Here is a 20,083-nt window from a genome sequence, read left to right as displayed (position 1 = left end):
GCGCATGCCCCTGTCGACCAGCTCCAACTTCGCGCGGCCCGACGATGCCTTCCGCGCCGTCGTCGAGGCGCATCGCGGCCTCACCGACGAGCAGAGCGCCGATTTCGATGCGGCGCTGGTGCTGATCCTCGCCAACCATATCGGCGACATCGACGTGCTGCGCGAGGCGATCGGACTCGCGAAGCGCCGCATGATCGACGGCCAGCAGCAACAGCAACAACAATAACCCAGTGACTTGAAGGACGAATTGATGGCGAAGAATTTCGCATCCACCGGCGATCTCTCCGAGAAGAAGATCACCTTCTCCGAGATCGGCACCGATCTCTACGCCTTCACCGCCGAAGGCGATCCCAACACGGCCGTCATCGTCGGTGACGACGGCTGCCTCGTGTTCGATGCGCAGGCGACGCCCGCGATGGCGAACAAGGTGATCGAGCGCGTCCGCACCGTCACCGACAAGCCGATCAAATATGTCGTGCTGTCGCATTATCACGCCGTGCGCGTGCTGGGCGCATCCGCCTACAAGGCGCAAGGCATCGTCGCCTCGCAGGAGACCTATCGCCTGATCGCGGAGCGCGGCAAGCAGGATTGGGATTCCGAATACGGCCGCTTCCCGCGCCTGTTCCAGGACGCGCAGAGCATCCCCGGCCTGACCTGGCCGACGCTGACCTTCGAAGGCGAGATGTCGATCTATCTGGGACAACGCGAGGTGCGCCTGATGCAGCTTGGCGCCGGCCACACCTCCGGCGACATCGTCGCCTGGGTGCCGGACGCGGAAGTCATGTTCTCCGGCGACCTCATCGAATATCACTCGGCCTGCTATTGCGGCGATGCGCATTTGCGCGAATGGCCGCTGACGCTGAACGAGATCCGCAACTTCAATCCCAAGGCGATCGCGCCGGGCCGCGGTGACGCGCTGAAGGGCATAGGCACAGTGCGCGAAGCCATCGCGATGACGCGCGACTTCGTCACCTCGCTCTATGGCGCGGCCGAAATCTCCGTTGCCAGGGGCCGCACGCTGAAGGAATCGATGGCGGCGACGCGCGAGGTGATGGATCCAAAATTTTCCAGCTTCGCCATCTACGAGCACTGCCTGCCGTTCAACGTGTCGCGCGCCTATGACGAAGCGTCGGGGATCGACGATCCCGTGATCTGGACCGACAAACGCGACCAGGAAATGTGGGCCGCCCTGCAAGGAGGAGGATAGTCATGAACATCAATACCTCGCCTGATCAGATCGTCCGAAGTTCGGCTCAGGTCACGCCGGGCTACATGTCCGGCTTCGGCAACAGCTTCGAGACCGAGGCGCTACCGGGCGCGCTGCCGATCGGGCGCAACTCGCCGCAGCGCTGCGCCTACGGGCTCTACGCCGAGCAGCTCTCCGGCTCGCCCTTCACGGCGCCGCGCGGCACCAACGAGCGCTCCTGGCTCTATCGCATCCGCCCCTCGGTGAAGCATTCCGGCCGCTTCGAGAAGGTCGATGCCGGGCTGTGGCGCTCGGCGCCGTGCCATGAATACGATCTGCCGATCGCACAGCTGCGCTGGGATCCGACGCCGATGCCGAAGGAGGAGGTCACCTTCCTTCAGGGCGTGCAGACCATGACCACGGCCGGTGATGTGAACACGCAGGCCGGCATGGCCGCGCATGTCTACCTCATCACCAAGTCGATGGTGGACCAGCATTTCTACAATGCCGATGGCGAACTGATGTTCGTGCTTCAGCAGGGCAATCTGCGCCTCGTCACCGAGTTCGGCCGCATTGATGCCGAGCCGGGCGAGATCGTGGTGATCCCGCGCGGCGTCAAATTCCGCGTCGAGATTCCGAACGGGCCGGCGCGCGGCTATCTCTGCGAGAATTACGGCGGCGCCTTCACGCTGCCGGAACGCGGGCCGATCGGCGCCAACTGCCTCGCCAATGCGCGCGACTTCCTCACCCCGGTGGCGAACTACGAAGACAAGGACACGCCAACCGAGCTCTACGTGAAATGGGGCGGCTCGCTGTTCAGGACCACGTTGCCGCATTCGCCGATCGACGTCGTCGCCTGGCACGGCAATTACGCGCCGTACAAGTACGATTTGCGCACGTTTTCGCCGGTCGGCGCGATCGGCTTCGATCATCCCGATCCCTCGATCTTCACGGTGCTGACCTCGCCGTCGGAGACCGCGGGCACCGCGAATATCGATTTCGTCATTTTCCCCGAGCGCTGGATGGTCGCCGACAACACCTTCCGTCCGCCCTGGTATCACATGAACATCATGAGCGAGTTCATGGGCCTGATCTACGGCGTCTACGACGCCAAGCCGCAGGGCTTCGTGCCCGGCGGCATCAGCCTGCACAATTGCATGCTGCCGCACGGCCCCGATCGCGACGCCTTCGAGCACGCCAGCAATGGCGAATTGAAGCCAGTCAAGCTGACCGGCACCATGGCTTTCATGTTCGAGACCCGCTACCCGCAGCGCGTGACGGCGCATGCTGCGAGTTCGTCGACGCTTCAGGACGACTATGCGGACTGCTGGAAGGGCCTGGAGAAGCGGTTCGATCCGAACAGGCCGTAGTTGCTTCGTCATTCCGGGATGCGCCGAAGGCGCAGGCCCGGAATCCATAACCACGGTCGTGAGTATGGATTCTCGGATGCGCAATTGCGCATCGGAGCTCGCGCTCCGCGCGCCCCGGAATGACGGCGGAGAAAATTTTAAATAATTCGGCAGGAAACCAATGCCCCACCCCAACGACCTCAGCCTCCGCTCCTTCATCGACGTCGATCCCGCCTCCGACTTCCCGATCCAGAACCTGCCCTATGGCGTGTTCTCGACCGCGGCCAATCCGACACCGCGCGTGGGCGTCGCGATCGGCAATTACGTGCTCGATCTCTGGGAGCTCGAGCAGGACTCCCGGCTCGATGTCGGGCCGCTCGGTGTGTTCTCAGGACCGTCGCTCAATCCCTTCATGGCGCTGGGACCAAAGGTCTGGACGAAGACGCGGGCGCGGATCAGCGAGCTCTTGCGCCACGATCATCCGGAGCTGCGCGACAATGAGGAGCTGCGCAAGCAGGCTCTGGTGCCGATGCGCGATGCAACACTGCATCTGCCGTTCACTGTCTCCGGCTACACCGATTTCTATTCGTCGAAAGAGCACGCCACCAATGTCGGCGTGATGTTCCGCGGCAAGGACAATGCGCTCCAGCCGAACTGGCTGCACATGCCGATCGCCTATAACGGCCGCGCGTCCACCGTCGTGGTCTCCGGCACGAAGGTGAAGCGCCCGCGCGGACAGCTGAAGCCGCCGAATGTCGAGGTGCCGAGCTTCGGGCCGTGCAAGCGGCTCGATTTCGAGCTGGAGATGGGCGTCGTGGTCGGCCAGCCCTCGCCGATGGGTGGCATGCTCACCGAGCGACAGGCCGAAGAGATGATCTTCGGCTTCGTGCTGCTCAACGACTGGAGCGCGCGCGACATCCAGCAATGGGAATACGTGCCGCTCGGCCCGTTCCTGGCAAAAGCCTTCGCGACCTCGATCAGCCCCTGGGTGGTGACGCGCGAGGCGCTGGAGCCGTTCCGCCTGAAGGGGCCGGAGCAGGAGCCGGTGCCGCTCGATTATCTCAAGCAGAGCAAGCCGCAGAACTACGACATCGCGCTCGACGTGTCCCTGCGTGCCGCCGGCGCCAACGCACCCGCCAGCATCAGCCGTACCAATTTCAAGTACATGTACTGGTCCTCGGTGCAGCAGCTGATGCACCACGCCTCCTCTGGCTGCGCGATGAACGTCGGCGATCTCCTGGGGAGTGGCACCATCTCCGGCCCGGAGAAGAACCAGCGCGGCAGCCTCCTGGAGATCAGCTGGAACGGGACCGAGCCGGTGGAATTGCCGGGCGGGGTGAAACGCTCGTTCCTGGAAGACGGCGACAGCCTCGTGATGCGCGGTTGGTGCCAGGGCAACGGCTATCGCGTCGGGTTTGGCGAGGTCGAGGGGACGATTTTGGCGGCGGGGTAGCTGCTGTCATTCCGGGGCGCGCGCAGCGCGAACTACGGTGCGCAATTGCGCACCGGAGAATCTCGAGGTTCCGGGTTCGATGCTGCGCATCGCCCCGGAACGACGGCTTCCAACCTAGCGCGCCTCCGGCGGCACGTCCCGTATTCTCGCGCAGTGCGCCGCGACGTCCTCCGGGCTGTATTTCAGATGCACCCTCTTGTCGGACGGCACCTGCTTGGTCGTGCACACACCCGGCCGCCATTCCTGCGTCGGTCTTATCGGCCGCGGCGCGAAACCGCCGCCGCAGTTCGGGCAGACATTGGAGAGCTTCGTCTCGACGCAGTCCGCGCAGAACGTGCATTCATAGGAGCAGATCCGCGCGTCGGTCGCGTTCGGCGGCAAGTCGCGGTCGCAATATTCGCAGTTCGGTCGAAGCTGGAGGGCCATGGCTGAGTCTCCGGATTGGCGCAGATCATCGCAGATCCGGCCGGCAGCGCGAATGCCGTAGTTCCCTCGATTTCAGCCGGGCTTGATCTCCTTGAGCGGCAGCTTTGAGCTTTCCTTGAGCCTGTCGAGCACGATCGAGGAGCGCACATGTGCCACGCTCTGGTGCGGCATCAGGACGTCGTTGACGAGATTGGAGAGGCCCTTGAGGTCGCGCAGCACGGCTTTGAGCACATAGTCGGCATCGCCCGTCAGCGAATAGGCTTCCTGGATCTCGTCGATGCGATTGACCAGCGCGCGGAAGCGCTTTGAATTGTCCGGCGAATGGGTCGCAAGCCCCACCTGGATGAAGGCGATCACGCCGAAGCCGAGCGCCTCGCTGGAGAGGTCGGCGTGATAGCCCGCGATCACCTTCTCCTCCTCCAGCCGCATCCGCCGCCGCGAGCATTGCGAGGCCGACAGGCCTGCGAGATCGGCGAGCTCCTGGTTGGTGAGGCGGCCGTCGTCCTGGAGTGCGCCCAGGATCTTGAGGTCGAAGGCGTCAACTGAGATCATGCGTATTTTGCCTATTCCGTGCACGGATCGTGCGTAGGATAGCGAAATCGTGTCCCGTTTGCACGCTCATTGCGCGCCTCATGAAGGATAGTTCCAGCCAGCGCAATTTGGGAGAGCACCATGGGTCCGTTTCCGCACGATGCACCGCCGGCCACGATCAGCGCCGACAATCCGATGGGGACCGACGGGTTCGAGTTCGTCGAATACGCGCATCCCGATCCGCAACAGCTGCACACGCTGTTCAGGTTGATGGGTTATGCGCCCGTCGCACGCCACAAGAGCAAGAAGATCACGGTCTATCGCCAAGGCGACATCAACTACCTCGTCAACGAAGAGCCCGGCACCCACGGCTACGATTTCGTCGCCGCGCACGGCCCCTGCGCGCCGTCGATGGCGTTCCGCGTGGTCGATGCGAAGGCGGCCTATGAGCGCGCGATCGCGCTCGGCGCCGAGCCTGCCGATGTGCCGTCGGCGCAGAAGACGCTCGACGTGCCCGTGATCAAGGGTATCGGCGGCAGCCTGCTCTATCTGGTCGATCGCTACGGCGCCAAGGGCTCGGCGTACGATGCCGAGTTCGAATGGCTGGACGCGCGCGATCCGCGGCCCGATGGTGCCGGCCTGTTCTATCTCGACCATCTCACCCATAACGTCCATCGCGGCCGCATGGATGTCTGGGCCGGTTTCTACGAGAAGCTGTTCAATTTCCGCCAGATCCGCTTCTTCGACATCGAGGGCCGCGCCTCCGGCCTGTTCTCGCGCGCGCTGACCAGCCCGGATGGCAAGATCCGGATTCCGATCAACGAGGACGCCGGCGATTCCGGCCAGATCGAGGAATATCTGAAGATCTATCGCGGCGAGGGCATCCAGCACATCGCCTGCGGCTGCCGCGACATCTACCGCACCATCGAAGGTCTGCGCGAGGCGGGCCTGCCGTTCATGCCGGCGCCGCCCGACACCTATTTCGAGAAGATCGATGCGCGCCTGCCCAAGCACGGCGAGGACCTCGCACGTCTCCAGAAGAACGGCATCCTGATCGACGGCGAAGGCGTGGTCGACGGCGGCCAGACCAAGGTGCTGCTCCAGATCTTCTCAGCCAACGCGATCGGCCCGATCTTCTTCGAGTTCATCCAGCGCAAGGGCGATGACGGTTTCGGCGAGGGCAATTTCAAGGCCCTGTTCGAATCGATCGAAGAAGATCAGATCCGGCGCGGGGTGCTGAAGGTGGATAGCGCGGCGTAGGGGCGTCCGCGTCAGACGCAACTCGCGCTACATTCATCGGTGTCGTCCCGGCGAACGCCGGGACCCATACCGCGGAATCCATCGATTGGGGTCGGCAGAAGCGCCGAACTCCGAGTCTTCGCCAAACCACTCCCTGTGGTTATGCGTCCCGGCGTTCGCCGGGACGACAGCGGAAATTGTTGCAACAGGGGTCTAATGCCCCGCCTTCCACGCAGCTGTCACCGCCCCGATCTCCGCCGCTTCCGGCTCGCGCACCGCCGACGGCGTGCGCGAGAATCTTGGCGCGGGCGCCGGCTGCTTCACGCCGTGGCGCTCGACGAAGGCGTTGCGGGCGACCATGTGTGGATGCCGGGTCGCCTCCGACATGGTCAGCACCGGGGCGAAGCAGATGTCGGTGCCTTCCATGATCTTGCACCAGTCCTCGCGCGTCTTGCTCTTGAACACGGCCTTCAGCTTCTCCTTCAGCGCCGGCCAGGCGTTGCGGTCCATCTGTGCGTCGAAATCGGCGTCGGAGAGGCCGGCATGCTCGCGCAGCAGCGCGTAGAACTGCGGCTCGATCGAGCCGATCGAGACGAAGTGACCGCAGGCGCATTCATAGACGCCGTAGAAATGCGCGCCACCGTCGAGGAAATTCTGGTTGCGGCCTTCGGTCCAGCGGCCGATCGTGGTCATGTCGAAGAAGAACGACATCAGCGACGCCGCGCCGTCGCACATCGCGGCGTCGACCACCTGCCCCTTGCCGGACCTTGATGCTTCCAGCAGCGCGGCGAGCACGCCGACCACGAGATAGAGCGCGCCGCCGCCGAAATCGCCGACGAGGTTGAGCGGCGGCACCGGCGCCTCTTCGGTGCCGATCGCGGCGAGCGCGCCAGTGATGGAGATATAATTGATGTCATGGCCGGCGGCATTCGCAAGCGGGCCTTCCTGGCCCCAGCCGGTCATGCGGCCGTAGACGAGTTTTGGATTGCGCGCGAGCACCACATCGGGCCCGAGCCCGAGCCGCTCCATCACGCCGGGACGGAAGCCTTCGACCAGCGCGTCGGCGCTGGCCAAGAGGTCGAGCACCTCGGCGATCGCCGCCTTGTCCTTGAGGTCGAGCTCGATCACCTTGCGGCCGCGGCCCGCCACCGACTTCATGCTCTTCTTCGCGCCGACGCGGTCGAGGGTGACGACGTCGGCGCCCATGTCGGCCAGCATCATGCAGGCGAACGGGCCGGGTCCGATGCCGGCGAATTCGACGATGCGGAAGCCCGACAGCGGGCCGAAGGTGCGGACGGACGAGTTTGGGGCTGGTTTATCGAGCACGTCGTTGTTTCCTCGGGTCGCGGGCGGATGCCGGTGGCACGGCAGCCGCGTCGGACGTTCCTCTGTGGGCGAGTTAATTGGCTGATTAACTTTTCCCGCCTTCACGTCAGCGAGGCAAGCGCTTTTCATGCATGGGCGCATAATAAAAGCGGCGCGCACCGAAGTGCGCGCCGCGGAAAAATTGCGTCGAGACGCTGGATTGCTAGCCGGCAGCAGCCACCGCGCGCTGCGCCATCACCTTGACGAGGTTGGCGCGGTACTCCGACGTGCCGTGGATGTCGGACAGAAGTCCACTCGCGGGAATGCTGACGCTGTCGATCGCCGACGGCGACCAGTTCGCCTTCAACGCGGCTTCGATGGCACCAACCCGCATCACGCCACTCTGCGAGGCACCGGTCGCGGCAACGCGGATCTCGCCCGACTTCGTCTGTGCGACGAACACCGCGGTGAGGGCGAAGCGTGAGGCCGGATGCCGCATCTTGGCGTAACCTGCCTTTGCCGGAACCGGGAACGACACGGCGGTGATGATCTCACCGTCTTCGAGCGCCGTCGTGAACAGGCCCTGGAAGAAATCCTCGGCCGGGATCGACCGCTTGTTGGTCTTCACGGTGGCACCGAGCGCCAGCAGCGCAGCCGGATAGTCGGCGGCGGGATCGTTGTTGGCGATCGAGCCGCCGATCGTGCCGCGATAGCGCACGGCGGGGTCGCCGATCAGCGACGCCAGATAGGCGAGCGCGGGGATCGCCTTCTTCGCGGCGTCACTGGTGGCGACGTCATAATGCGGCGTCGCGGCCTTGATCGTCAGCGTGTCGCCGGCGGCCTCGACGCCGATCATGTCCTTGATCTTGGAAAGGTCGATCACGTCGGAGGGACCTGCGAGCCGCTGCTTCATGACCGGCAGCAGCGTCTGCCCGCCGGCGAGGAATTTCGCCTCGCTGCTCTTGCCGAACAGGCTGGCGGCTTCGTCGACCGAGGAAGCGCGATGATAGGTGGTCTGGTACATCTTCGTTGCTCCTGAAATCTTTTCTCTGTCATTCCGGGATGCGCCGCAGGCGCAGACCCGGAATCTCGAGGTTGAATTCTTCAGCTCCGGATTCCGGGTTCGACGCTGCGCGTCGCCCCGGAATGACGACGTGGTGTCAAGCCGCGTGGATCGTGCGCCACACCCGGTCCGGGGTGGCGGGCATTTCCAGGTCGTTCTTGCCGATCGCATCCGTGATCGCGTTGATCACGGCCGCGGAAGCGCCGATCGCGCCGGCCTCGCCGCAACCCTTGATGCCCAGGGGATTGCCCGGGCACAGCGTCGTGGTGTGGGAGAGGTTGAACGAGGGCAAATCGTCGGCGCGCGGCATCGAGTAATCCATGAACGAGGCCGTGACCGGCTGGCCGTTGGCGTCGTAGATGGCGTGCTCGAGCAGCGCCTGGCCAATCCCTTGCGCAAGGCCGCCATGGACCTGACCCTCGACGATCATCGGGTTGATCAGCCGGCCGAAATCGTCGGCCGCGACGAAGTTGACGAAGGAGGTCTTGCCGGTGCCGGGATCGACCTCGAGCTCGCAGATATAGGCACCGGCCGGGAAGGTGAAGTTGGTGGGATCGTAGAAGGCGCTTTCCTTCAGGCCCGGCTCCATTCCCTCAGGCAGGTTGTGCGCGGTATAGGCGGCGAGCGCGACCATCGGGAACGCGATGGCCTTGTCGGTGCCTGTCACCTTGAACTCGCCGTTCTCGATGACGATGTCCGCCTCCGACGCTTCCAGCGCATGCGCCGCGATCTTCTTGGCCTTGGATTCCATCTTTTCCATGGCCTTCAGGATCGCGGTGAGACCGACGGCCGCGGAGCGCGAGCCGTAGGTGCCCATGCCGAACTGCACCTTGTCGGTGTCGCCATGGACGATCGAGACCTGGCTGATCGGAACGCCCAGGCGATCCGCAACGAGCTGGCAGAAGGTGGTCTCGTGGCCCTGGCCGTGGCTGTGCGAGCCGGTCAGGATCTCGATGGTGCCGACCGGGTTGACGCGCACCTCGGCGGATTCCCACAGGCCGACGCCGGCGCCCAGGCTGCCGACCGCCTTTGACGGCGCGATGCCGCAGGCCTCGATGTAGCAGGAGACGCCGATGCCGCGCAGCTTGCCTTGTGACTTCGCTTGCGCCTTGCGGGCGGCGAAGCCGGCATAGTCGATCGCCTTCATCGCCGCATCGAGCGAGGCGTTAAAGTCGCCGGTGTCATAGGCCATGATCACCGGCGTCTGGTGCGGGAACTGGGTGATGAAGTTGGTCCGGCGCAGCTGGGCCGGATCGACCTTCAGCTGCCGCGCCGCCGTCTCCATCAGCCGTTCGATCAGGTAGCTAGCCTCGGGGCGGCCCGCGCCGCGATAGGCGTCGACCGGCGTCGTGTTGGTGTAGACCCCGATCACCTCTGCATGGATCGCCGGGATGTTGTACTGGCCCGACAGCAGCGTCGCGTAGAGATAGGTCGGCACCGACGACGAGAACAGCGACATGTAGGCGCCGAAATTGGCGTAGGTCTTCACCTTCAACCCGGTGATCTTGTTGTTGGCGTCGAACGCCATCTCGGCATGGGTCACATGGTCGCGGCCATGCGCGTCGGTGAGGAAGGCCTCGGTGCGGTCGCCGGTCCATTTCACGGGACGGCCGACCTTCTTCGAGGCCCACAGCGCCACCATCTCCTCGGGATAGATGAAGATCTTCGAGCCGAAGCCGCCGCCGACGTCGGGGGCGATCACGCGCAGCTTGTGCTCGGGCGCGATGTTGTAGAAGGCCGACAGCACGAGGCGGGCGACGTGCGGGTTCTGCGACGTCGTGTAGAGCGTGAAATGCTCCTCGGCCGCGTCGTAATCGGCGATCGCCGCGCGCGGCTCCATCGCATTCGGCGCGAGGCGGTTGTTGGTGACGTCGAGCTTGACCACGTTGGCGGCCTTGGCGAAGGCGGCGTCGGTCGCGCCTTCGTCACCGATCACCCAGTCGTAGACCTGATTGCCGGGGGCTTCGGGGTGAAGCTGCGGCGCACCGGCCTTGATCGCGGCCTGCATATCGGCGACCGCGGGCAACTCTTCGTAATCCACGACCACGGCCTCGGCCGCGTCGCGCGCCAGATTCTTGCTGTCGGCGATCACGACGGCGACGGCCTGACCGACGAAGCGCACCGTCTCCGGCGCCATCGCCGGCCATGCGCCCATCTTCATCGGGCTGCCGTCCTTGGAGGTGATGGCCCAGCCGCAGATGAGGTTGCCGACCTTGTCGTCGACGAGCTGCTGGCCGGTGAGCACCGCGACCACGCCCGGCATCTTCAGCGCGGCGGACGAATCGATCTTCTTCACCTTGGCGTGCGCGTGCGGGCTTCTGATGAAATGGGCATGGGTCATGCCCGTCAGCTTGATGTCGTCGACGTAGCGGCCCTTGCCGGTAATGAAACGCTTGTCTTCCTTGCGCACGACGCGTGCGCCGATGCCTTCAACACCCATGGCTGGTCCTCCCGACCGGAAATTTGTTGACCTGCGCTTTCCATCGAAAGCGGCAGTGGTTTTCTTGTTCGCGGCGGCCGCTATTCGGCCGCCTGCGCAACCTTCATGCGCCCGGCCGCATCCAGCACGGCCTTGACGATGTTGTGGTAGCCGGTGCAGCGGCAGATATTGCCCTCGAGCTCTTGCCGCACGGTGGCCTCGTCGAGCTGGCCGCCAGATCCTTGAGAATGATGGCGCTGCACGATGTCGATCGCCGACATGATCATGCCCGGGGTGCAATAGCCGCACTGCAGGCCGTGATTGTCGCGGAAGGCGGCCTGCATCGGATGCAGCTCGTCGCCCTTGGCGATGCCTTCGATCGTGGTGACGCTCGAGCCGTCCGCCTGGCCCGCCAGCATGGTGCAGGATTTCACCGCCTTGCCGTCCATGTGCACGACGCAGGCGCCGCACTGGCTGGTGTCGCAGCCGACATGGGTTCCGGTGAGGTTGAGGTGATCGCGCAAGACGTGGACCAGCAGGGTGCGGTCCTCGACGTCGACGGAAACGGCCTTGCCGTTGACCGTCAGTTTGACTGTAGACACGTGAAGTCCTCCCAGAATGATTTTGATTGGTTCTAATTAGAAACAGCGCAACGGAACTTTGCAACTGGCATTTTGGTGACCCCGCGTCATGGAAAGGTCATCGTGGCTTCCGTCACGGCGCGCGATTCGATCATGATGCTCCAGGTCGCCGCCAACGCTTGGCGCAACCGCAAGGCAGGTTTGGAAAGTTCTGCAGCGCATCCGCAGGCAACGTCGCATCGTCGACGTCGCGTGCCGCCGCCACTCGTCCGCGAGCTCAGCCTATCGCACGTTGTTCTCCCTTGGATGTTGTTCCTTGCCGCGAATAGGAGCACGCGTTCGCGGCTTTGTAATCGCGATCTTGGTAGTACCTGGCGGATTGTTAAGTCATTGATTTTATTGTGGGTGTGCCCTGGGCGTGGCTGGCGCCGGGCATTGCGGCGCCGGCCCCCGTGCCGCGTCCGCTCGCCTAGTACTTCCTGGCGATTGATCGATGGCGAGTGCCGCTCTACCCGAGTTCGACAAGCACAACGGAGGGCGGAAGCGATGCAAATGAACGACAGCCAGCGCATCCCGGCGTCGAAAGCCAAGGTGTGGGCCGCGCTCAACGATCCCGAGATTCTGAGGCGCTGCATTCCCGGCTGCCAATCGCTCGAGATGGCGTCGCCCACGGAGATGACGGCAACCGTGGTGCTGAAGGTCGGCCCGGTGAAGGCGACGTTCAGCGGCAAGGTGACGCTGACCGATATCGATGCGCCCGACGGCTATCGCATCGTCGGCGAGGGCACCGGCGGCGTGGCCGGCTTTGCCAAGGGCGGCGCGAAGGTCAGGCTCGAGGAAGAGGCGCCCGACGTCACCATCCTCCACTACGAAGCCGAGGCGCAGATCGGCGGCAAGCTCGCGCAGCTCGGCTCGCGGCTGATCGATTCGACGTCGAAGAAGCTGGCCGCGGATTTCTTCGAAAGCTTTGCGGCCGTGGTAGCGCCATCATCGTGATTGACGCGGATGATCGACGCGCGATGCCAGGTGTAACTATCGGATCGCGGCACGTTGTTGCCGCAAATCCGATCGTTCGTTTCGAGCTTCAAAATAAGGGCAAGACGCGAGCGTCGACAACGAGATGAGCGGCAAAAGCCGACAGTGATCTGCACTACTACCTTCCGCCTATACTAAGCGCGCAAAGCCGATGCTGTAATTTCGAACGATGGCTCGCAGGCAAACTGCGCATCACGAGCGCAGCGCGCTCAGACGCCTAACATGGCGCGCACAACAACACCGCGGAGGGAATACATGACCTTTGGAACGAAGGGCTTTTTGGCTGGTATTTCGATGATTGCGATGCTGGCTGCCGGCACGTCCGGCATCCGTGCCAACGACTCGCTGATCAAGGCGCAATCGGATTCGAACCAGTGGGCCGTTGCCGGCCACGACTACGGCAACACGCGTTACAGCCCGCTCAAGCAGATCAATACCGAGAACGCCGGCAAGCTGACGCTCGCCTATTCGTTCTCGCTGGCGTCGCTGCGCTCGAACGAATCCTCGCCGATCGTCGTCGGCAACACGCTCTACGTGTCGAGCTCCTGGGGCCCGAAATGCGTCTACGCGCTCGATGCGGCGACCGGCGCGCGCAAGTGGACCTGGGAGCCCGAAATTCCCGAAGACGTATTGCAATATGCCTGCTGCGACGTGAACAACCGCGGCGTCTCCTATGCGGATGGCAAGATCTTCGTCGGCCGTCTCGACGGCAAGCTGACCGCGCTCGATGCCGCGACCGGCAAGTCGCTGTGGACGACGAAGGTCGTCGACTACAAGCAGGGTTCGGTCATCACCTCGCCCCCGCTGGTCGTGCGCGACAAGGTCATCACCGGCTTCGGCGGCGGCGAGTACGGCGTGCGCGGCTCGCTCCAGGCCTTCGACATCAACAGCGGCAAGCAAGTGTGGCAGACCTTCACGGTTCCCAGCCCGGACGAGCCCGGCGGCGATACCTGGAAAGGCGATTCCGCCCAGCATGGCGGCGGCGCCGCCTGGCTGGTCGGCTCCTACGATCCCAAGAGCGACACCGTCTATTGGGGCACCAGCAATCCCGGTCCGTGGAATACCGGCGTTCGTTCGACCGGCGACGGCAATTTCGGCAAGCTGACCAACCTCTACACCGCCTCGACGCTCGCCCTCGATCCCAACACCGGCAAGATCAAGTGGCACATCCAGACCACGCCGGCCGATGCCTGGGACTATGACGGCGTCAACGAGGCCGTGCTCGCCGATCTGAAGATCGGCGGCAGCACCGTTCCGACGCTGATGAAGGCGGATCGCAACGGCTACTTCTTCGTCGCCAACCGTGAGACCGGCAAGGTGCTCTCGGCGGAGAAATACGTCTTCTCCAACTGGGCCAAGAAGTGGGACGTCAAGACCATGCGCGCGGAAGAGGATCCCGACAAGCGTCCGGGGCCGGGCCATCCCGCCAAGGACATCTGTCCGAACCTGATCGGCGGCAAGAACTGGCAACCGATGTCGTTCAATCCGCAGACCGGGCTCGTCTACATCCCCTCGAACAATGTCTGCATGGACTGGTCGGTCTCCGACGTCGCCTACAAGCGCGGCGTGTTCTATCTCGGCGCCGAATTCCCGACCAAGGAAGGTCCCGGCGGTTTCCTTGGCGAGCTCGTGGCTTGGGATCCCGTCGCCCAGAAGAAGGTCTGGTCGATCAAGGAAGACCTGCCGTTCAACGGCGGCACGCTGACCACCGGCGGCGGCCTGGTGTTCGCCGGCAACATCCATGGCGACTTCCGCGCCATCGACGCGAAGTCCGGCAAGGTGCTCTGGAGCAAGAATCTCGGCTCCGGCATCGGCGCGGGCCCGGTGACCTACAGCGTCGACGGCAAGCAATATGTCGCCATCGTCGTCGGCCGCACGGCTGCATTGCCCGCGTTCCTGGGCGAGGTTGGAAAGAAGATGACGGCCGCAGCCCCCGAGGGCGGTTCGCTCTTCGTGTTCTCCGTCCAGTGACGACTCGCGCGCGTATCCCAGGTGACGGGATACGCGCGCGCTTTCTCGAAATCGCGCGGCGACGGCATCGGCCAGATCGTGTGCCGCAACCCATGGTCCAACAATTCCCAATTGCCGGAGATGAGGATGCGTCCGATCAATCCAGGAAGCGGCAAGAGCCGAAATCGTACCGTTACCGGGCTGCTCGCATGGGCCGCCGCGTCCGCGATGATCGCGCCGTTCGCAACCGCTCACGCCGACGAGGCGAAGCCGTTCCGTCTGTGCGCCGATCCGACCAATCTGCCGTTCTCGAGCGATAATCCGTCGCAGCCGGGCTTTTATGTCGAAATCGGCCAGGCGCTGGCACAGGCGCTCGGCCAGCCGATCACTTACGACTGGTACAAATCCTATTTCGGCAAGCGGACCGTGCGGGTCACGCTGCTGGGCAAGCAATGCGACGCCATGATCGGCTTGCCGCGCTCCGAGGATTTCATGGGGCCCGCCGTGATCTTCTCCGGCACCATTGCGAAGGAGGGCTACGTCCTGGTCGCGGCGAGAGATCAGGCCATCGGCGGCGTTGACGATCTCAGGGGCAAGCGTGTCGCCGTCCAGTATGCCAGCACACCACAAAACCTTCTTGCGACACGCGACGATATCCGGAAGGTGACGGTGCTGTCGCCCGAGGAGGCCATGCAGGCGCTCGATCAGGGCAAGGCCGACGTCGCCTTCATCTGGGGGCCCGTCGCCGGCTGGTTGAACAAGACCGCCTACAATGATCGCTATCAAATCCAGATCACCGAAGGCGAAGGCTTGTCATGGGATGCGGCCATCGGCTTCGCAAAGGCTTCGACCGAGCTCCGCGATCGCGTCGACGCCATCCTGCCGACGCTCCAGGGGACGATCGCCGACCTCGCGGTGAAATACGGCTTGCCGAGCGGACAGCCGGTCCGCCTCGGCGCGACTCAGGCAGTGCCGGCGGGAATCACGACCGGCGCGGGTCCCGGGCCGAGCGCGACGCAGGTCGCAAATGTGGTGGCGACCGAGACCAAGGGCGATGCATCTGCGCCCAGCGCGGAGACCGTCAGCGCAGGCAAGGAGATCTTCAACGGGACCTGTGCGCATTGCCACGGCCCCGACGCCATCCAGAGCGAACGGAAGATCGATCTGCGGCTCCTGCGTCACCGCTATGGCGATGACATGCGCGACACGTTCCGGAAGACCGTGCATGAGGGACGGCCCGCCAAGGGCATGCCGGCCTGGAAGGAGGTCTACACCGACGACCAGTTCGACAGCATCTACGCCTTCCTGCTGACGGTTCAGGTCGAATCGAACGACTGAACGGCCTTGACCGGACGGGATCGGGAAGATGTGGTAGCGTCGATCCCGTATCTTTCCGATGCCGGACCGGCGCAGGACGGGTGCGCTGCTGCCGCTCGTGCGGTGGATTTTTTGGAAGGCGCCATGGCCAGCTTCCTGATCATCGACGATCATCCGCTGTTTCGCGAAGCCCTGGGCAATGCGGTGCGGCTGGCCTTGCCGGAGGCGCGCATCCTGGAGGCGATGTCGATCGAGGACGCTCTGCAGATCCTGTCGGGCGAGCAGGGGATCGACCTTGCGCTGCTCGATCTGTCGCTGCCGGATGCGACCGGCTTCTCCGGTTTTCTCCGTCTGCGCGAAACATATCCGCGTCTGCCGGTCGCCATCGTGTCGAGCGAGGAGGACCAGCATGTGGTCCGCGAAGCGCTGGCGCTCGGTGCAGCCGGCTATCTCCCGAAGTCGACGTCGAAGCGCGAGCTGGCCCGGTCGATCGAGGGCGTGCTCTCCGGATCGGTGTCGGTGCCGCGCGATTTCGTGGCGACGCCGCAGCGGCGAAAGGCCGAGACCAGCAAGGCCCTCGAGGTCAAGCTCCGCGAGCTCACGCCACAGCAGCTTCGGGTCCTGGACCTGCTTCGTCGCGGCTATCCGAACCGGCAGATCGCGCAGGAGCTGCAGCTCGCCGAATCCACGGTCAAGGCGCACATCACCGAGATCCTGCGCAAGCTCGGACTGTTCAGCCGCAACAAGGCGATCATCGAGATCGGCAAGATGGACCTGCCCGATCCCCGGAGCCGCGCCTGCGCGCGGGGCGACCGCGGGAGGCCGCAATGACCCGCGCCGTCATTCTTGACCTGGATCAACCCGGCCTGAGCCGGCTGATGCATCCTCGCTTCAAGCTCGAACCCGGCAACGATTTGGAAATGGCTCACGCGTGACGCGATTTCTGATTGTCGAAGACCATCCGTTGTTTCGCGAGGCGCTCGAAGGCGCGCTGCAAATGGTGGCGCCGGGGGCCGAGATCCTGCAGGCGACGTCGGTCGACGGCGCGCTGGAGCAGCTGTCCGCGGGCGCCGAACTCGATCTCCTTCTCCTCGATCTGTCGATGCCGGGCACGACCGGCCTCTCGGGCATCGTCCGCATCCGCAAGGCCTTCCCGAAGGTCCCCGTCGTCATCGTGTCGGGGCATCAGGATCCGCGGATCATCTCCGGCGCCTTGTCGCTCGGCGTGTCCGGCTACATCTTCAAATCCTCGTCCAAGCAGGAGCTTGCCCAGTCAATCGGCGAGGCGCTGCGGGGCCTCGTCTGTATTCCCAACGCCTATCGTGCACTCCGGCCGCGGCGAGCCCCAGGTCCCGCTCATGAGCTGCTGAAACGGCTGCACGATTTGACGCCGCAGCAATTGCGGGTCCTCGAAATGCTCAAGCGCGGCCTGCAGAACAAGCAGATCGCCTATGAGCTGAAGATTTCCGAGACGACTGTGAAGGTCCATGTCTCGGACATCCTGCGCAAGCTGAATGTGCTGAGCCGCTCCAAGGCGATCGTCGAAATGTCGAAGATCGATTTCGCGACGCTGGCGAGCGAGGGGACCCGGGCGAAGCACGATCGCGCACAATCCGAGTAGCGGGCAGGCCGCGCTTCAGGTCAGCAGGAACGATAACAGCGCACGCATCTCGGCGGGCTTGACCGGCTTCTTCAACACTTCGAGCCCGTAGAGGCTCGCTTGCTTGGCGGCCTTCTCGGAATAGTCGGCGGTGATGATCATCGCGGGCACGTCGAGCTTCAGTTGCTGCCGGATATCGGCGATCGCCGACAATCCGCTCTCGCCGTGATCGAGATGAAGATCGGCGATGACCGCGTCGGGTGCTCCGCCCAGCTCGCTCAGGCGCAGCAGCGCCTCCGCCGCCGATCGCGTCGTCGCGACATCGCAGCCCCACCCTTCCAGCAGCGCCGCCATGGCCTCCGAGCCGGATGGATCGTTCTCGACCAGCAGGATCTTGGCGCCTTCGAGCCCGCCATATTGACGTTCGGTGAGCTTGGTCTCGTGCACCTCGTCGCTCACCTCGGCGAGGTCGGCCGGCTCGAGCTCCAGTACGAACGTCGATCCTTTGCCGACCTGCGATGACAGCCGGACCTCGTGTCCGAGCACCGTCGCGAAGCGGCGAACGATGGAGAGGCCGAGTCCGAACCCGGCCTGGTCGGTTGCGCTGGCTTCGCCGCGCTGGAATTCGCGGAAGATGGCTTCCTGCTGCGCCTGCGCAATTCCCGGTCCGGTATCGGAGACCTGGACGCAGATGCGGTTGTTTCGGCGCCTGCATCCCATCACGACGCCGCCGCTGCGGGTGTAGCGGATGGCATTGGCGAGCAGATTTTGCAGGATGCGTCGGAGCATCATCACGTCCGACGACACCGCGAGCGGCGAGTTGCGGATGCGCAACGACAGGCCCTGTCGTGCGGCGATCGGCGCGAATTCGTTGCGAAGCTGCTCGAACAGCGGCGCGAGTGCGAACGGACGCACGTCGGGCCTCAGCGCGCCGGCGTCGAGCTTGGCGATCTCCAGCAGCGAGCGCAACAGATCCTCCAGCGTCACCAGCGAGCGGTCGACCTGGTCGATCAGCAGGCCCGCTTCCTGCGCCTCCATCATCTCCGCCAGCGCCGAGAGCGTCAGGCGCGCCGCGTTCAGCGGCTGCAACAGGTCGTGCGTGACCGAGATCAGAACGGACGATTTGAGCGAACTTGCAGCCTCGGCCTGCTGCTTGGCGCGATAGAGTCCCTCATTGGCGCGTTCGATCGAATGCAGCGCCTCGCGCAGCTGGTAGGTCCGGTCCCGAACCTGGCGGTCGAGCGCGATGGCCGTCTCGAACAGCGAGAAGGCGTTGAGCTGCTGGTCCATCGAGCGCTCGACGCGGGACATCAGCGCTGCATTGATCTTCTTCAGCTTCGCGGTTTCCCGCTGCAGCTGCTCGACCGTTTCGGGATCCTGCCAGAGCCCGGTCACGAGGTGCGCCTGCCGATGGCGACGCCCGTGAACGTCTGGTTCACGTGCATCGAGCCGAACTGTTCGCCGTAGGTATGAAAGCCGACCACGCGATTCTGGCGGTAGAGCTCGGACATGTCGCGGGCGAGCTGGTGCTGCTCGGCGTCGAGCCGGCGCAGCAGGCATTCGAAACCGATATAGAGCGAGACCTCACCGATCTGGTCGCGCGTTTCCGCGAAAGCCTCGCGCGTCGTGCCGACGAGGCTGCGCGACGTCGCCGCCGTCAGCACCATGCCCTCGTCGATGGCGCAGAAGAAGTGCAGCGAGCCGTCCGGCTCGACGCGCTGGATCGAGCGGGCATAGTAGGAGCCGCCGACGCGCACCAGAACGGGATGCGAGGCGAACGAGAACGGATCGAGCTTGGCGTCCATGATCCCGACGACCCGGGAATATTCCTGGGCCGCGGGCTCGGCGTTCAGCTCCCTGACGGTTCGCTTCTCGATGTCGGCCTCGGTGACCACCATCTTCTGCGGTCGCGGTTCGAAATTGTCGCATTTGAAAACCCGGAACGGCAGCGACGTGCTCAAGAGGATCAGGAGAGCGGCATTCGTGTGCGCCTTGCCGTCGAGGAACACCCAGGTCCTCTCGAAGCGCATCCCGTCGCCCGCGGATCCGCCGACGATCGGAATGTCGTCCAGCGAGGCATAGATCGCGGACATCACCGCGTCTTCCCGGCGGCACAGGCCGTCGATCAGGACCAGGCCGAACGGATTTCCGCGCTCGACCTGGGAGGACACCCGCAGCAGCTCCTGCCGGAGCTCGGCGCCGATCCTGCGGCCGTCCTCGACGCGAAAATTGTCGAGATTGAGAATGGGGCGCACCACGGCCGAGAAGTCGGCGCGGCTGAAGGCGAGGGCGACGACGCTGTTCTCGTCCCAGCCGTCAGGGGCCAGCTCGCCGGCGGTGGTGCAGCCGCAGACCGGGACCCCGTCGAATCGCCGGCCGATCTCCGCGATGAATTGGTGGGGATCGTAGCTGGGGGAGACGAAGAGCAGAATGAGCGCCAGCTCGTCGGATGGGAGCTGGGCGGCGAGGTCGGCAACGGCTTGCTCGGCGCCCGCGGCCTTCGACTTTGCGACGGCAACGCCGGACGCACCGCCAAACCGAAAGTCGGTTTGCCCCACTCCGTTTCTCCCTCGAAGACCCGCTTGGTCTGATGCCAAGTGCCTGACAAGTGTCCAAAGAGTATGGCCTT

At 64.4% G+C, this 20,083-nt stretch carries 18 protein-coding genes; 10 read left to right on the top strand and 8 right to left on the bottom strand.

Going from position 1 to position 20,083, the window contains the following annotated elements; translation table 11 throughout:
- The first annotated feature begins 4 nt into the window (after window positions 1-4).
- The 4 genes from GPL20_RS26160 to fahA all read left to right on the top strand — a co-directional run bounded on the left by GPL20_RS26160 (window position 5) and on the right by fahA (window position 3,988).
- Complete coding sequence (locus GPL20_RS26160; RefSeq protein ID WP_157333029.1) at window positions 5-226, top strand: DUF2783 domain-containing protein; 222 nt, start codon at window positions 5-7, stop codon at window positions 224-226.
- Window positions 227-250: 24 nt separating this feature from the next.
- Window positions 251-1,207 (top strand): MBL fold metallo-hydrolase, encoded by a 957-nt coding sequence (locus tag GPL20_RS26155; RefSeq protein WP_157333027.1) that lies wholly within the window; start codon window positions 251-253, stop codon window positions 1,205-1,207.
- 2 nt (window positions 1,208-1,209) lie between these two features.
- Window positions 1,210-2,556: a homogentisate 1,2-dioxygenase gene (gene hmgA, locus GPL20_RS26150; protein WP_157333025.1), complete on the top strand. Its 1,347-nt coding sequence runs from the start codon at window positions 1,210-1,212 to the stop codon at window positions 2,554-2,556.
- Between the two features lie 160 nt (window positions 2,557-2,716).
- Complete coding sequence (gene fahA, locus GPL20_RS26145) at window positions 2,717-3,988, top strand: fumarylacetoacetase (protein ID WP_157333023.1); 1,272 nt, start codon at window positions 2,717-2,719, stop codon at window positions 3,986-3,988.
- Between the two features lie 114 nt (window positions 3,989-4,102).
- Here fahA and GPL20_RS26140 read toward each other — a convergent pair whose 3' ends face one another.
- Entirely contained in the window at window positions 4,103-4,414 is a 312-nt protein-coding gene (locus GPL20_RS26140; protein WP_157333020.1) for a DUF1272 domain-containing protein, read from the bottom strand.
- Window positions 4,415-4,486: 72 nt separating this feature from the next.
- Window positions 4,487-4,966, bottom strand: a complete 480-nt coding sequence (locus GPL20_RS26135; RefSeq protein WP_157333018.1) for an Lrp/AsnC family transcriptional regulator — start codon at window positions 4,964-4,966, stop codon at window positions 4,487-4,489.
- A 120-nt stretch (window positions 4,967-5,086) separates the two neighbouring features.
- Here GPL20_RS26135 and hppD point away from each other — a divergent pair, with 120 nt between their 5' ends.
- Window positions 5,087-6,205, top strand: a complete 1,119-nt coding sequence (gene hppD, locus GPL20_RS26130; RefSeq protein ID WP_157333016.1) for a 4-hydroxyphenylpyruvate dioxygenase — start codon at window positions 5,087-5,089, stop codon at window positions 6,203-6,205.
- 192 nt (window positions 6,206-6,397) lie between these two features.
- On the opposite strand, the gene GPL20_RS26125 is transcribed toward hppD, so the two are convergent.
- The 4 genes from GPL20_RS26125 to GPL20_RS26110 all read right to left on the bottom strand — a co-directional run bounded on the left by GPL20_RS26125 (window position 6,398) and on the right by GPL20_RS26110 (window position 11,573).
- Entirely contained in the window at window positions 6,398-7,510 is a 1,113-nt protein-coding gene (locus GPL20_RS26125) for a CaiB/BaiF CoA transferase family protein (RefSeq protein WP_254126156.1), read from the bottom strand.
- 202 nt (window positions 7,511-7,712) lie between these two features.
- Complete coding sequence (locus GPL20_RS26120) at window positions 7,713-8,513, bottom strand: FAD binding domain-containing protein (protein WP_157333014.1); 801 nt, start codon at window positions 8,511-8,513, stop codon at window positions 7,713-7,715.
- Between the two features lie 136 nt (window positions 8,514-8,649).
- Window positions 8,650-10,992 (bottom strand): xanthine dehydrogenase family protein molybdopterin-binding subunit, encoded by a 2,343-nt coding sequence (locus tag GPL20_RS26115; protein ID WP_157333012.1) that lies wholly within the window; start codon window positions 10,990-10,992, stop codon window positions 8,650-8,652.
- A gap of 80 nt (window positions 10,993-11,072) precedes the next feature.
- Window positions 11,073-11,573: a (2Fe-2S)-binding protein gene (locus GPL20_RS26110; RefSeq protein ID WP_254126154.1), complete on the bottom strand. Its 501-nt coding sequence runs from the start codon at window positions 11,571-11,573 to the stop codon at window positions 11,073-11,075.
- Window positions 11,574-12,098: 525 nt separating this feature from the next.
- Here GPL20_RS26110 and GPL20_RS26105 point away from each other — a divergent pair.
- The 5 genes from GPL20_RS26105 to GPL20_RS26085 all read left to right on the top strand — a co-directional run bounded on the left by GPL20_RS26105 (window position 12,099) and on the right by GPL20_RS26085 (window position 17,475).
- Window positions 12,099-12,548: an SRPBCC family protein gene (locus GPL20_RS26105; RefSeq protein ID WP_157333010.1), complete on the top strand. Its 450-nt coding sequence runs from the start codon at window positions 12,099-12,101 to the stop codon at window positions 12,546-12,548.
- Window positions 12,549-12,842: 294 nt separating this feature from the next.
- A complete protein-coding gene (locus GPL20_RS26100; protein WP_246250988.1) occupies window positions 12,843-14,558 on the top strand; it encodes a PQQ-dependent methanol/ethanol family dehydrogenase in 1,716 nt (571 codons plus the stop codon).
- Between the two features lie 120 nt (window positions 14,559-14,678).
- Window positions 14,679-15,875, top strand: coding sequence for a c-type cytochrome (locus tag GPL20_RS26095; RefSeq protein WP_157333115.1), 1,197 nt, complete (start codon window positions 14,679-14,681; stop codon window positions 15,873-15,875).
- Window positions 15,876-15,998: 123 nt separating this feature from the next.
- On the top strand, window positions 15,999-16,685 hold the full coding sequence (locus tag GPL20_RS26090) for a response regulator (protein WP_157333006.1): 687 nt from the start codon (window positions 15,999-16,001) through the stop codon (window positions 16,683-16,685).
- 100 nt (window positions 16,686-16,785) lie between these two features.
- A complete protein-coding gene (locus GPL20_RS26085) occupies window positions 16,786-17,475 on the top strand; it encodes a response regulator (protein WP_254126152.1) in 690 nt (229 codons plus the stop codon).
- A gap of 15 nt (window positions 17,476-17,490) precedes the next feature.
- Here GPL20_RS26085 and GPL20_RS26080 read toward each other — a convergent pair whose 3' ends face one another.
- Window positions 17,491-18,849, bottom strand: coding sequence for a hybrid sensor histidine kinase/response regulator (locus tag GPL20_RS26080; RefSeq protein ID WP_347340044.1), 1,359 nt, complete (start codon window positions 18,847-18,849; stop codon window positions 17,491-17,493).
- Window positions 18,846-20,012: an FIST N-terminal domain-containing protein gene (locus tag GPL20_RS26075; protein ID WP_254126148.1), complete on the bottom strand. Its 1,167-nt coding sequence runs from the start codon at window positions 20,010-20,012 to the stop codon at window positions 18,846-18,848. The genes GPL20_RS26080 and GPL20_RS26075 overlap by 4 nt, the downstream gene beginning before the upstream one ends.
- Between the last annotated feature and the right edge of the window lie 71 nt (window positions 20,013-20,083).

Origin of the sequence: Bradyrhizobium cajani, from assembly GCF_009759665.1 — a bacterium.
In the GTDB taxonomy this organism is placed as follows: domain Bacteria; phylum Pseudomonadota; class Alphaproteobacteria; order Rhizobiales; family Xanthobacteraceae; genus Bradyrhizobium; species Bradyrhizobium cajani.
Note: the sequence above shows the minus strand (reverse complement) of the source record. Positions and strands in the feature narration are given on the sequence as shown.

What these genes read in the sequence shown, in the direction of transcription:
- GPL20_RS26155 (WP_157333027.1), top strand. Translation starts at nt 251, where the DNA reads ATGGCGAAGAATTTCGCATCCACCGGCGATCTCTCCGAGAAGAAGATC.
- GPL20_RS26135 (WP_157333018.1), bottom strand. Translation starts at nt 4,966, where the DNA reads ATGATCTCAGTTGACGCCTTCGACCTCAAGATCCTGGGCGCACTCCAG.
- GPL20_RS26140 (WP_157333020.1), bottom strand. Translation starts at nt 4,414, where the DNA reads ATGGCCCTCCAGCTTCGACCGAACTGCGAATATTGCGACCGCGACTTG.
- GPL20_RS26120 (WP_157333014.1), bottom strand. Translation starts at nt 8,513, where the DNA reads ATGTACCAGACCACCTATCATCGCGCTTCCTCGGTCGACGAAGCCGCC.
- hppD (WP_157333016.1), top strand. Translation starts at nt 5,087, where the DNA reads ATGGGTCCGTTTCCGCACGATGCACCGCCGGCCACGATCAGCGCCGAC.
- fahA (WP_157333023.1), top strand. Translation starts at nt 2,717, where the DNA reads ATGCCCCACCCCAACGACCTCAGCCTCCGCTCCTTCATCGACGTCGAT.
- GPL20_RS26095 (WP_157333115.1), top strand. Translation starts at nt 14,679, where the DNA reads ATGAGGATGCGTCCGATCAATCCAGGAAGCGGCAAGAGCCGAAATCGT.
- hmgA (WP_157333025.1), top strand. Translation starts at nt 1,210, where the DNA reads ATGAACATCAATACCTCGCCTGATCAGATCGTCCGAAGTTCGGCTCAG.
- GPL20_RS26115 (WP_157333012.1), bottom strand. Translation starts at nt 10,992, where the DNA reads ATGGGTGTTGAAGGCATCGGCGCACGCGTCGTGCGCAAGGAAGACAAG.
- GPL20_RS26105 (WP_157333010.1), top strand. Translation starts at nt 12,099, where the DNA reads ATGCAAATGAACGACAGCCAGCGCATCCCGGCGTCGAAAGCCAAGGTG.
- GPL20_RS26090 (WP_157333006.1), top strand. Translation starts at nt 15,999, where the DNA reads ATGGCCAGCTTCCTGATCATCGACGATCATCCGCTGTTTCGCGAAGCC.
- GPL20_RS26160 (WP_157333029.1), top strand. Translation starts at nt 5, where the DNA reads ATGCCCCTGTCGACCAGCTCCAACTTCGCGCGGCCCGACGATGCCTTC.
- GPL20_RS26100 (WP_246250988.1), top strand. Translation starts at nt 12,843, where the DNA reads ATGACCTTTGGAACGAAGGGCTTTTTGGCTGGTATTTCGATGATTGCG.